This window comes from Sphingobium sp. 15-1 (assembly GCF_013375535.1).
GTDB lineage: Bacteria > Pseudomonadota > Alphaproteobacteria > Sphingomonadales > Sphingomonadaceae > Sphingobium > Sphingobium aromaticivastans.
Window position 1 is genome coordinate 3166795 of the sequence record NZ_JABXJG010000001.1, and the last position, 11942, is coordinate 3178736.

The 11942-nt window shown below is 64.4% G+C and carries 15 protein-coding genes; 11 read left to right on the forward strand and 4 right to left on the reverse strand.

Annotated elements, in window-relative coordinates:
* Both HUK72_RS15125 and HUK72_RS15130 read left to right on the forward strand, forming a co-directional pair.
* A complete protein-coding gene (locus HUK72_RS15125; protein WP_176597457.1) occupies positions 1-1056 on the forward strand; it encodes a ribonucleotide-diphosphate reductase subunit beta in 1056 nt (351 codons plus the stop codon).
* A 129-nt stretch (positions 1057-1185) separates the two neighbouring features.
* A complete protein-coding gene (locus HUK72_RS15130) occupies positions 1186-1686 on the forward strand; it encodes a glycine zipper 2TM domain-containing protein (RefSeq protein WP_176597458.1) in 501 nt (166 codons plus the stop codon).
* Positions 1687-1732: 46 nt separating this feature from the next.
* On the opposite strand, the gene HUK72_RS15135 is transcribed toward HUK72_RS15130, so the two are convergent.
* Entirely contained in the window at positions 1733-2320 is a 588-nt protein-coding gene (locus HUK72_RS15135; protein WP_176597459.1) for a thermonuclease family protein, read from the reverse strand.
* Between the two features lie 116 nt (positions 2321-2436).
* Here HUK72_RS15135 and HUK72_RS15140 point away from each other — a divergent pair, with 116 nt between their 5' ends.
* Entirely contained in the window at positions 2437-2829 is a 393-nt protein-coding gene (locus tag HUK72_RS15140; protein WP_176597460.1) for a globin, read from the forward strand.
* Between the two features lie 147 nt (positions 2830-2976).
* On the opposite strand, the gene HUK72_RS15145 is transcribed toward HUK72_RS15140, so the two are convergent.
* Positions 2977-3288 (reverse strand): hypothetical protein, encoded by a 312-nt coding sequence (locus HUK72_RS15145; protein ID WP_176597461.1) that lies wholly within the window; start codon positions 3286-3288, stop codon positions 2977-2979.
* Positions 3289-3436: 148 nt separating this feature from the next.
* On the opposite strand from HUK72_RS15145, the gene HUK72_RS15150 reads away from it, so the two are divergent.
* The 5 genes from HUK72_RS15150 (at position 3437) to HUK72_RS15170 (ending at position 6612) form a co-directional block, all read left to right on the forward strand.
* Positions 3437-3817 carry a RidA family protein gene (locus tag HUK72_RS15150; RefSeq protein ID WP_176597462.1) on the forward strand — a complete coding sequence of 127 codons (381 nt, stop codon included), beginning with the start codon at positions 3437-3439 and terminating at the stop codon, positions 3815-3817.
* Between the two features lie 5 nt (positions 3818-3822).
* A complete protein-coding gene (locus HUK72_RS15155) occupies positions 3823-4179 on the forward strand; it encodes an ArsC family reductase (RefSeq protein WP_176597463.1) in 357 nt (118 codons plus the stop codon).
* Positions 4176-5216 carry a glycerophosphodiester phosphodiesterase gene (locus HUK72_RS15160; protein WP_176597464.1) on the forward strand — a complete coding sequence of 347 codons (1041 nt, stop codon included), beginning with the start codon at positions 4176-4178 and terminating at the stop codon, positions 5214-5216. Before HUK72_RS15155 ends, HUK72_RS15160 begins: the two co-directional genes overlap by 4 nt.
* A gap of 39 nt (positions 5217-5255) precedes the next feature.
* Positions 5256-5681: an Rrf2 family transcriptional regulator gene (locus HUK72_RS15165; RefSeq protein WP_013848211.1), complete on the forward strand. Its 426-nt coding sequence runs from the start codon at positions 5256-5258 to the stop codon at positions 5679-5681.
* A 274-nt stretch (positions 5682-5955) separates the two neighbouring features.
* Positions 5956-6612, forward strand: coding sequence for an MBL fold metallo-hydrolase (locus HUK72_RS15170; RefSeq protein ID WP_176597465.1), 657 nt, complete (start codon positions 5956-5958; stop codon positions 6610-6612).
* A 2-nt stretch (positions 6613-6614) separates the two neighbouring features.
* Here HUK72_RS15170 and HUK72_RS15175 read toward each other — a convergent pair whose 3' ends face one another.
* A complete protein-coding gene (locus tag HUK72_RS15175; protein WP_176597466.1) occupies positions 6615-7046 on the reverse strand; it encodes an MAPEG family protein in 432 nt (143 codons plus the stop codon).
* A 207-nt stretch (positions 7047-7253) separates the two neighbouring features.
* On the opposite strand from HUK72_RS15175, the gene rpmF reads away from it, so the two are divergent.
* The 3 genes from rpmF (at position 7254) to HUK72_RS15190 (ending at position 9492) form a co-directional block, all read left to right on the forward strand.
* Entirely contained in the window at positions 7254-7433 is a 180-nt protein-coding gene (gene rpmF, locus HUK72_RS15180; protein ID WP_013848214.1) for a 50S ribosomal protein L32, read from the forward strand.
* Between the two features lie 68 nt (positions 7434-7501).
* Positions 7502-8527, forward strand: a complete 1026-nt coding sequence (gene plsX / locus HUK72_RS15185) for a phosphate acyltransferase PlsX (protein ID WP_255325826.1) — start codon at positions 7502-7504, stop codon at positions 8525-8527.
* On the forward strand, positions 8524-9492 hold the full coding sequence (locus tag HUK72_RS15190) for a beta-ketoacyl-ACP synthase III (protein WP_176597468.1): 969 nt from the start codon (positions 8524-8526) through the stop codon (positions 9490-9492). Before plsX ends, HUK72_RS15190 begins: the two co-directional genes overlap by 4 nt.
* A 212-nt stretch (positions 9493-9704) precedes the next feature.
* Here the strand turns inward: HUK72_RS15190 and uvrB are convergent, their stop codons facing one another.
* Positions 9705-11888, reverse strand: a complete 2184-nt coding sequence (gene uvrB / locus HUK72_RS15195) for an excinuclease ABC subunit UvrB (protein ID WP_176597469.1) — start codon at positions 11886-11888, stop codon at positions 9705-9707.
* Positions 11889-11942: the final 54 nt, after the last annotated feature.

An 11942-nucleotide genomic window follows, 5' to 3' on the forward strand; every position in this document is an offset into this window, starting at 1 on the left:
ATGCCCCTTCTTCAAGCCAGCAAGGTCTACAAGCCCTTCGAATATCCCTGGGCCTATGAGTTCTGGAAGCGCCAGCAGCAACTCCACTGGCTGCCGGAGGAAGTGCCGCTGGGCGAGGATTGCCGCGACTGGGCGCAGAAGCTCAGCGATCACGAACGCAATCTGCTGACCCAGATTTTCCGCTTCTTCACCCAGGCCGACGTGGAAGTGCAGGACTGCTACCACGACAAATATGGCCGCGTGTTCAAGCCGACCGAAATCAAGATGATGCTGACCGCGTTCAGCAACATGGAAACGGTGCATATCGCGGCCTACAGCCACCTGCTCGACACCATCGGTATGCCCGAAACCGAATATAGCGCCTTCATGCAATATAAGGAGATGAAGGACAAACACGACTATCTGGCGCAATTCGGCGTCGACACGGACGAGGATATCGCCAAGACGCTCGCCATGTTCGGCGGCTTCACCGAAGGGCTCCAGCTTTTCGCCTCCTTCGCCATGCTGATGAACTTCCCGCGCTTCAACAAGATGAAGGGCATGGGCCAGATCGTGAGCTGGTCGGTCCGCGACGAGACGCTGCACTGCGAAGGCATCATCCGCCTGTTCCACGCCTTCGTGAAGGAACGCGACTGCCTGACGCCGTCCGTCAAGGACGACATCATGGACATGTGCCAGAAGACGGTGCGCATCGAGGACGCGTTCATCGACCTCGTCTTCGAAATGGGGCCGGTGCCGGGCATGACGCCCAAGGACATCAAGAAATATGTCCGCTACATTGCCGATTGGCGTCTGGGGCAGTTGGGCCTGAAGCCTATCTACATGATCGACGAGCACCCGCTCCCCTGGCTGACCCCGCTGCTGAACGGCGTGGAGCACGCCAACTTCTTCGAAACCCGCGCCACGGAATATTCGAAGGCGGCGACCCGCGGCCAGTGGAACGACGTCTGGGATGCCTTCGACCGCCGCACCAAGCTCAAGAGCAACCCTGCCGCCAATGCGGACGAAGCGGGCGACCCGGACATGTTCAAGGCGGCCGGGATCGCGGCGGAGTAATCATGGATGGCGCGGGGCGATAGGCGGTTACGCACCTGTCCGGCGCATGAACGCGTTGTTTTGTTCCGTTCATGCAACGTTTAGGCGCTTTGGGATGTTCTGCTTCCATTATAACCAAGGGAGCATCTCATGAAGTTCACCCTGAAAGCTGCTTTCGCTGCCCTGTCGCTCGGCGCCGTGGTGCTGAGCGCGGCGCCCGCCGCCGCCGATCCGCCGCCCTGGGCTGGTCATGGCAAGCATGGCAATCCCGGCCATGGACGGGACGACTGGCGGCACGGTGGCAAGCATGACCGTGGCTACGACCGGCCCGGCCGCATCATCTACAGCTATGACTGGAATCGCCCCGACCCGCGCTATGGCCGCTATTATCGCCCCGACCGCTATTATCGCGGCGGTTACGATCCGATCCGCGTGACCCGCGGCACCCGCATCTATCGCGGCTATGACGACCGCTATTATTGCCGCCGATCGGACGGCACCACCGGCCTGATCGTCGGCGCGGCGCTCGGCGGCTTGCTGGGCGGTCAGCTCGATCGCGGCCGCTCGAACACCGCGGGCGTCATCATCGGTGCGGGCGCCGGGGCGCTGCTCGGCCGCGAAATCGACCGGGGCAGCCTGAGTTGCCGCTAAGGGATGAAAGGAGGGAGGCGCTTGTCCTCCCTCCTTTCGCTCCAGCTCAACACCAGGGGTGCCGCGCCCCGTCCCATTCCCGCGCCAGCCCTTCGACCACCAGCATCTCCCCGATCGACTGTCCGCCCCGCGTAACCACCCGCAGCGAGCGCCCATAGCGATCCGTCTCCCGATCCCCGCTTTCCAGCGAAAAGGGACCGGCATTCATCAGCGCCTGCAACCGCTGGGTCGCCTGCGCGCCCAACGCCGCCTCTTCCGGACAGCGCGGCGGATGAGTTTCCGGCGCGTCTATATCCATCACCCGCACCTTCTCGCCCTCGAACCAGAAGGTATCGCCGTCGACCACGCAATTGGTCCCGCCGCCGCTGTGGCAAAAGCCGAAGCGCGCCGAGAGGTTGTCGCCCGCAACGGGCGCCGCGACCTCCCGCCGGGCGTTCTGAAAGCGCTGCGCCAGTTCCGGACCAAACCAGCCAAGCCCGGCGCCGATCAGCACCCCGCCAGTCACCAGCGCCGTGAGGGAAGGGCCCTTCGCCCTCTTCCGCAACCTGCCCTGACCCGCCCGGCGCGCCTCCGCCAGCCACACCTGCTCGCCGCGCTTTGTCCTCGATCCTTGTTTTCTCGATCCTGGCCTCATGACGCGGCCATAACGAAAGCCGCGTCCCCCGTCTCGCGCGAAAGCCTCCGAATTTGATGCGAATCAATGACGGCTCCTCTTCAATCGCCACGCTGCTCTCGTCAGCAGGAGGCTCCATGACCACCCCTTATGCACGCATCGGCGGCGAACCGGCCATCGCCGCCATCGCCAACCGCTTCTACGATCTGATCGAACGGGAGCCGGGCTTTGCCGACCTGCGCGCCCTCCACGCGGCGGACCTGAGCGCCGTCCGTCATGGTCTCACCCGCTTTCTTTCAGGTTGGGCGGGTGGTCCCCGCGACTGGTTCGAGCGCGGCCAATGCGTGATGTCGCTGCACCGCGTCTTCCCGATCACGCCAGCCTTGGCCGGCCAATGGTCCGCCGCTATGACCAGCGCGATCGAGGCGCAACCTGGCCTTGACCCGCAACTCGCCCTGGCGATGGCGCAGGCGCTCGATCATATGGCTCATGCCATGGTCAATCTGTCGTTGGACCAGGACGCCGCCTGAGGCTTTTTTTGGCTTTAGGCGCCCCGTGTTCCTGCGAAGGCAGGAACCCAGTCCAGACGATGCAATGATACACGGAGGGCAGGACTGGGCTCCTGCCTGCGCAGGAGCACCGTGCACTATGAGGAAGCACGCGGACCGCCTTCCACCCTAATCTTCCTCCTCATCCTCGGTCGGGCCGAGGCTATCCTCCTCATCATCCATCTGGGGCTCTCCGGCAAAGGCATCGGTGTCGATCCGTCCGGACCGGTCCATTTCCTTCATCCTGTCCACCAGATCGGGAGTGTCGTCGGGCAATATCTGCGCTGGATTGGGCCTGCCGCCATGCTCGCTCTCCTCGGCCGGATCGGTCGAACGAACCCGCGCATCCTCGGCCACATCCTGCGCCTGCGAACCGCGTTCGGCTTGTTCGCTATTCTCCTCGTCGGGGTCGGGGAAGCGGTTCTTGTCGGCATCGTCCACCGCATGTCTCCTTCGCCCCACCAACGGGCCAATCAAGCGCCTGTTCCGCGAGGCGCAAAAGGCGCTGGACAGCACCCCGCCGACCGGGCAAGAGCCGCGACGATCCTTTCCGCCCCATGGCTCTTCGCTCTGCACAAAGGGAATCCCCATGCCCCGCCAGCTCATTTCCTCCGGCTCGCCTTTCGAGGCGCAGGTCGGCTATTCGCGCGCCGTCGTCCAGGGCGACTGGTGCTTCGTCGCCGGCACCACCGGCACCGATCCTGAAACCAAGGCGATGCCCGAAAGCGTCGTCGATCAGGGCCGGAATGCGCTGAAGGTGATCGGACGGGCGCTGGAAGAGGCGGGCTTCTCCTTCGCTGACGTGGTGCGCGTGACCTATTACATCACCGATCCGGCCTATTGGGACGTGCTGGGCGAAGCGACCGCGTCTGTGTTCGGAGACATCCGTCCCACCGCGAGCTGCATCGTCACCGGCCTCATCAAGCCGGAGATGAAGATCGAGATCGAAGTCACCGCCTTCAAAGGATAAGCCCCATGCTGACCATGTACGGCATCAAGAATTGCGACACGATCAAGAAGGCGCGCAATTTCCTGGACAATAGCGGCAAGGCCTACAGCTTCCACGACTATAAGGTGTCCGGCGTCGACGAGATGGCGCTGCGCGGCTGGGTCGAGGAACATGGGTGGGAAACGATCCTCAACCGCTCCGGCACGACCTTCAAGGCGCTGGACGCCGGGGACAAGGCGCATATTGACGCCGACAAGGCGGTGCTGCTGATGATGAGCAATCCCTCGATGATCAAGCGCCCGATCCTGGACCTGGGCGGCCGCACCATCGTCGGCTTCAAGGCGACCACCTATGAGGACGCGCTGGAGGGCGTGAAGGCATGATCCTGGGGAGGATGCTCCGAAGCTTCGCCATCCTCCTCCTCAGCTTTTTGACGGTGGCGCCCGCGATGGCCGAACCTTTCATCATCGCCCATCGCGGCGCCAGCGGCGAGCGGCCCGAACATACGCTCGCCGCCTATGAACGGGCGATCGACCAGGGCGCCGACTATATCGAGCCCGATCTGGTGCTGACCCGGGACGGCGTCCTCGTCGCCCGGCATGAAAATGAGATTGGCGGCACCACCGATGTCGCGGATCACCCCGAATTCGCCGCCCGCAGGACGACCAAGACCATCGACGGCCAGTCCGTCACCGGCTGGTTCACGGAGGATTTCACCCTGGCCGAGCTGCGCACCCTGCGCGCCCGCGAGCGTCTGGCTGAACTTCGCCCCGCCAACAGCCGCTTCAACGATCTCTACCCGATCCCGACCTTCGAGGAGATATTGAAGCTGGTCCGCGCCAAGGAGGCGGAAACCGGCCGCCGCATCGGCCTTTATCCCGAAACCAAGCATCCGAGCTATTTCGCCGGCATCGGCTTGCCGCATCAGGCGCCGTTGCTCGCGCTGCTCAGCCAATATGGCTATCAGACGGAGGCCGATCCGGTCTTCATCCAATCCTTCGAGGTCGGCAATCTGAAGGCCCTGCGCGCCGCGTCCCGGCTGCGCCTGATCCAGCTCGTCGAGGGCGAGGGCGGTCCCGCCGACGAGCCGGGCACGACCTATGCCGACATGATGAGGACGCAGGGGTTGCAGCAGATAGCGGACTATGCGGACGGCATCGGTCCGGCGGCCGCCATGGCGCTGGCGCCCGAGGGGCCGACGGGTCTTGTCGACCGCGCTCATCAGGCAGGGCTGCAAGTCCATGTCTGGACGCTGCGCATGGAGAATGGCTTCCTGCCCGTGGCCTTCCAGCGCCCCGACGATCCGCAGGGCCGGGGGGACTTTGCCGGCTATGTCCGGGCGGTCGCCGGCACGGGCGTCGATGCCATGTTCAGCGATTTTCCGAAACAGGCGCGCCAGGCGTTGAATCCCGCACCCTGATGACTTGTCAAATCTTCGGCGGGAGCGAATAACAGCCCTATGCTTTCGCAGAAGACCCGTTACGCCATCCGTGCCCTCCAGCATCTCGCAGACCGCTACCGGCAAGGTCCGGTGCCCCTGAACGAGATCGCCACGCGCCAGAATATCCCGTCCAAATTCCTGACGGTGATCCTGTCGGAACTGGCGCGCGAGGGCTTGGTGGCGACGCAGCGGGGGCGGGACGGCGGCTATTGGCTGGCGCTGGCGCCGGTCGACATCAGCTATGGCGATATCGTCCGGCTGACGCGAGGGTCGCTGGCGCTCACGCCCTGCGCGAGCCGCTTCGCGCATGAGACCTGCACCAACTGCCTGCCCGAATCGGAATGCCGCCTGCATCGCGTGATGCTCCGCGTGCGCGACGAAACGGCCAAGGTGCTGGACAGCATCAGCCTGGCGGAACCCTTCGCGACCGAGGAAATGGGGTAGGGGCGGCCTTTTGGCCATCAGTTGCCACTAAGCGCGCCGTGTTCCTGCGAAGGCAGGAACCCAGTCCTGCCCTTGGCGGATCATCGCACCGTTTGAACTAGGCTCTCGCGAGCCACTCGTCTCGTTCGAGTGCCTTCGCAGGAGCACGGTATGCCTGAGGCAACTGCCGCGATCAGAACGTCTGCCTTCCACCCCACCCTCCAACCCAACCGCAAAACACCCCGCTCCTCGTCAAAGCCTTGCGCCCGGCCCGCAGCTTCGCCACATCAGCGCCATGACGACTCCCCCTCTCAAAGCCGCCCTGATCCCCGTCACCCCGCTCCAGCAGAATTGCACGCTCTTCTGGTGCACGGCGACCAATCGCGGCGCCTTCGTCGATCCGGGCGGCGATCTGCCCATGCTGAAAAAGGCCGCCGAGCAGCATGGCGTCACCATCGAGAAGATCCTCGTCACCCACGGCCATATCGACCATTGCGGCCAGGCAGGCATCCTCGCCCGCGATCTGGGCGTGTCGATCGAAGGGCCGCATGAGGCCGACCGCTTCTGGATCGACCGGCTGGGCGAGGACGGCGCCAAATATGGCATCAACGGCGAAAGCTTTGAACCCGACCGCTGGCTCCACGACGGCGATCAGGTGACGGTCGGCAACCTCACGCTCGACGTCTATCATTGCCCCGGCCATACGCCCGGCCATGTCGTCTTCCACCATGCGCCAAGCAAGCTCGCCATCGTCGGGGACGTGCTGTTCCAGGGCTCGATCGGCCGCACCGACTTCCCGATGGGCAATCATCAGGATCTGATCGACGCGATCACCGGCAAGCTCTGGCCCCTGGGCGGCGACACGGCCTTCGTCCCCGGCCACGGCCCGATGAGCAATTTCGCCCATGAACGCCGCACCAATCCCTTCGTGGGGGATGCCGTGCTGGCCTGATCCTACCGAATCATCGCCATGGCGGGCGGCGCGGGCACCTCCCGCGTCGCGCCATAGGCGACGTAAAGCGCCACCACCGCCATCCCGACCATCACCGCCCAGGTCAGCAGCGCCCCGCCCGCGCGCCAGACGGTCGGCTTTTCCGCATCCATCCCGAATGCATGGGCGATTCGCGCCGCCGCCAGCACCAGCGCCGCGCCCCAGAGCCAGATCGACGCGCCGACCGCCAGTTCCACCAGCCCGAAGAGAATCAGCGTCACCGGCACATATTCGACGAAATTGGCGTGCGCCCGCATCCGCTTCGCCAGCAGCGCGCTGCCGCCATCGCCGTGCAGCACCTGGTCCGCCATCCGGATTCGCGCGCAGCGAATCCCCAGCCACATGTTGAGCAGCGCGCAGGCCGCGGCCAGCGTCAGCGTGATCGGCAACAACATCGGATTTCCCCCGCATTATCGTGACGCCGTCAGAATAAGGCGGCGGGATGCGGGGGCAAGAAGGACTTGCACCATGCCCAAAAAACGCTATAGGCGCAGGGCTTCGCGATCATCCGGGCCGCATGGGTCTGCGGCGCCGTTGGCGTCGACATCCATCGGATACGGCCAGTCGCACTAACAGATCAATTTATGGAATAAGGTGCCGACATGGCTGTCCCCAAGAGGAAAACGTCCCCGTCCCGCCGTGGCATGCGCCGCAGCCATGACTCGCTGCGCGTCGAGGCCTATCAGGAATGCTCGAACTGCGGCGAACTGAAGCGTCCGCACAATCTGTGCGACGCCTGCGGCCATTATAACGGTCGCGAAGTCGTCGCCGTCGGGGCCTGACGCTCAAGCATTTCTCCTGAAAAGGGTGCGTTAACTTGTCCAGCCAACCGCGAATCGCAATCGACGCGATGGGCGGGGATGAAGGCGTACGCGTGATGATGGCGGGCGTGGCGCTCGCCCGTCACCGTCACGACGGGCTGCGCTTCACCCTTTTCGGAGACGAGGCGCGGATCAAGTCCGCGCTCGACAATCACCCCAATCTGCGCGCCGCGTCGGAAATCGTCCACGCGCCCGATGTCGTGGATGCGGGCGACAAGCCCAGCGTCGCCATCCGCAAGAAGACCAGCTCCATGAGCATGGCGATCGCGGCGGTGAAGGCGGGCGACTGCGGCGCGGCGGTCTCTTCCGGCAATACCGGCGCGCTGATGGCGATGGCGAAGCTCGCCCTGCGCACCATGAAGGGCGTCGACCGGCCTGCCTTGGCCGCCATGCTGCCGACCCTGGGCGACAATGACGTGGTCATGCTGGACCTGGGCGCCAACACCGAATGTGATGCGCGCAACCTGGTGCAGTTCGCGGTGATGGGCGCTGCCTATGCCCGCATCGCGCTCGATCTGGAGCGGCCCCGCGTCCGCCTGATGAACATCGGCACGGAGGAAATGAAGGGCACGGAGGAAATTCGCGACGCCGCCGCGATCCTGCGCGCCGCGACCAGCCTGCCGCTCTCCTTCGAAGGCTTTACCGAAGGCGACAAGATTGGCCGGGGCGATGTCGACGTCATCGTGTCGGACGGCTTTTCCGGCAATGTCGCATTGAAGACGGCGGAGGGCACGGCCCGCTTCGTCACCGACCTGCTGCGCACAGCCTTCACCAGCTCGATCCGCTCGAAGCTCGGCTTCCTGATCTCCAAGCCGGCGATGCATCTGCTGCGTCATCATCTCGACCCCAACAACCATAATGGCGCCGTCTTCCTCGGCCTCAATGGCGTGGTCGTGAAGAGCCATGGCAGCGCCAATGACAAGGGCGTCGCCAATGCCGTCCATGTCGCCGCACGGCTGCTGGAGGAAGACATCACCCGGCGCATCGCCGCCGACATGCACGGGATCGAGGGGCTGACCGCCCCCGCATCCAGGATGGAGCTGCCCGCAAAGTGATCCGCCGATCCGTTCTCCTGGGCACGGGCTCCGCCCTGCCGGTCCGCGCCGTCAGCAACGCCGAATTGGCGCAGACCGTGGACACGAGCGACGAATGGATCGTCGAGCGCACCGGCATCCGCAACCGCTATATTGCGGGGGAGGGCGAAACCACCGCGACCCTTGCCACGGACGCTGCCAAGGCTGCTCTGGAAGCCGCCGGCCTGTCCGCGCAGGACATCGACCTGATCGTGCTGGCGACCGCCACGCCCGACCAGACCTTCCCGGCCACCGCCACCATCGTTCAGGCCGCGCTCGGCATCAACGATTGCGTCGCCTTCGACGTGGCGGCGGTCTGTTCCGGCTTCCTCTACGCCATCACCGTGGCCGACAGCATGATCTGCTCGGGCGCGGTGCGGAACGCCATCGTGATCGGTTCGGAAACCTTCAGCCGCATCCTCGACTGGGAAGACCGCACCACCTGCGTCCTCTTCGGTGACGGCGCGGGCGCGGTCGTGCTGGGCGCCGAGGAAAGCGCCGACGGCAAGCGCGGCATCCTCGCCTCGAAGCTCCATGCCGATGGCCGCCATAACCAGCTTCTCTATGTCGATGGCGGCCCCTCGACCACGCAGACGGTCGGCAAGCTGCGCATGAAGGGGCAGGAAGTCTTCCGCCATGCCGTCACCAACCTCGCCTCGGTGCTGACCGAGGTGATGGCCGCCGCTGACATGACCCCGGCGGACATCGACTGGCTGGTCCCGCACCAGGCCAATGCCCGCATCCTCGACGCGACCGCGCGCAAGCTGAAACTGGCGCCGGAAAAGGTCGTGATGACGGTTGACCAGCACGCTAACACCTCCGCTGCTTCGGTGCCCTTGGCGCTCGATCTCGCCATGCGCGACGGGCGCGTCCAGCCTGGCGATCTGCTGGTGCTGGAGGCTATGGGCGGCGGTTTCACCTGGGGCGCCTGCGTCTTGCGGGTGTAGGGCTGAGTTTGGTCAGTTGCGGCCGTTAGGCGGTGCGTGCTCCTGCGAAGGCAGGAGCCCAGTCCTGCCCTCAGAATGTTATCGCAGCACCTGAACTGGGCTCCTGCCTTCGCAGGAGCACGGCGCGTTTCTAGGAAACGGCGCAAACAGACCGTCCGCTTCCCAACCATCCTTGCCGTATCACCGCGCAGCCGAACGGTGCGTTCCAACCTCTACCGCCCGAACTTCCTCTGCACCTTGCCGTAGCGCAATTTCCGTGTCCCCGGCTTCCCCTCGGTCGCCCGCCCCCTCGGCGCCGCCACCTGCTGCTCGGCAGGCAAGCCCAGTTCCTCCGCCTCCAGCTTGCGGATTTCGTCGCGGATGCGGCCGGCTTCCTCGAACTCCAGGTCCGCCGCCGCGGCGCGCATCTTCTTCTCCAGATCCTCGATATAGGCGCGCAGATTGTGACCGACGAGATGCGGCCGATCCTCCAGCCCCGTCTCGACCGTCACCTGATCCTTCGACGCCACATGGGCGATGATGTCGCTGATATTGCGCTTGATCGTGGTCGGCGTGATGCCATGCTCGGCATTATATTCCATCTGCTTCTCGCGCCGCCGAGACGTCTCATTGAGCGCCCGCTCCATGCTCCCCGTCACCCGGTCGGCATAGAGGATCACCCGTCCCTCGACATTACGCGCCGCGCGCCCGATCGTCTGGATCAGCGAGGTTTCGGAGCGCAGGAACCCTTCCTTGTCCGCATCCAAGATCGCCACCAGCCCGCATTCGGGAATATCCAGCCCCTCGCGCAACAGGTTGATGCCGATCAGCACATCATAGACGCCCAGCCGCAAATCGCGGATCAGCTCGATACGCTCCAGCGTCTCAACGTCGCTGTGCATGTAGCGGACCTTGATCCCCGCCTCATGCATGAACTCGGTCAGGTCTTCTGCCATGCGCTTGGTCAGCGTGGTGACGAGCGTTCGGTATCCCTGCGCGGCAACCTTGCGGCATTCGTTGATCAGGTCGTCCACCTGATCCTCGACCGGCTTGATCTCCACCGGCGGATCGATGAGTCCGGTCGGACGGATCACCTGTTCGGAGAAGGTGCCGCCGGTCTGCTCCATTTCCCAGGGGCCGGGGGTAGCGGACACCGAAACGGTTTGCGGCCGCATCACGTCCCACTCGTTGAAGCGCAGTGGCCGGTTGTCGATGCAGCTCGGCAGGCGGAAGCCATATTCAGCCAGCGTGATCTTGCGCCGATGGTCGCCTCGCGCCATCGCGCCGATCTGCGGCACGGTCTGGTGGCTTTCATCCACGAACAGCAGGGCGTTCTCAGGCAGATACTCAAACAGTGTCGGTGGCGGCTCGCCCGGCAGGCGGCCGGTCAGGAAGCGCGAATAATTCTCGATCCCCGCGCAGGAGCCGGTCGCCGCGATCATCTCCAGATCGAAATTGGTCCGCTGCTCCAGCCGCTGCGCCTCCAGCAGCTTGCCCTCGGCCGTCAGTTCCTTCAGCCGCTCCGCCAGTTCGAACCGGATCGCCTCCATCGCCTGCTTGAGCGTCGGCCCCGGCGTGACGTGGTGGCTGTTGGGAAAGACCTTCACATAGTCCAATGAAGCGATCTTCTTCCCCGTCAGCGGATCGAACTCGACAATCTCCTCAATCTCATTGCCGAAGAAGCTGACCCGCCACGCCGTATCCTCATAGTGCGAAGGGAAGATTTCCAGATTATCCCCCTTCACCCGGAAATTGCCCCGCGCAAAACCCGCATCGTTGCGCTTGTACTGGAGCGCCACCAGCTTGCGGATGATCTCTCGCTGGTCCTCGACCTGGCCCTTCTTCATCGCGAAGGTCATGGCCGCATAGGTTTCGACCGATCCGATGCCGTAGATGCAGGACACCGACGCCACGATCAGCACATCGTCCCGCTCCAGAAGGGCGCGAGTGGCCGAATGGCGCATCCGGTCGATCGCCTCGTTTACGCTCGACTCTTTCTCAATATAGGTGTCGGAGCGCGGCACATAGGCTTCGGGCTGGTAATAATCATAATAGCTGACGAAATATTCGACGGCATTTTCGGGGAAGAAGCTCTTGAACTCCCCATAAAGCTGCGCCGCCAATATCTTGTTCGGCGCCAGCACCAAAGCGGGCCGCTGCAACGCCTCGACCACCTTCGCCATGGTGAAGGTCTTGCCCGATCCGGTGACGCCCAGCAGCACCTGATCCTTCTCGCCCGTCAGCGCGGTTTCCACCAGCTCTGCGATGGCGGTCGGCTGGTCGCCCGACGGTTCATAATCGGAAACCAGCTTGAACGCCCGCCCGCCCTCGCTCTTTTCCGGGCGCGCAGGACGGTGGGGGACGAAGCCTTCGCCGGTTTCCGGCTCGTCCAGCGTGGTGCGGATCTGGATAGACATGCGCCGAATATGGGACCTTTGACCGGAGACGCAATCGGCTTCACGCTTTCCTGT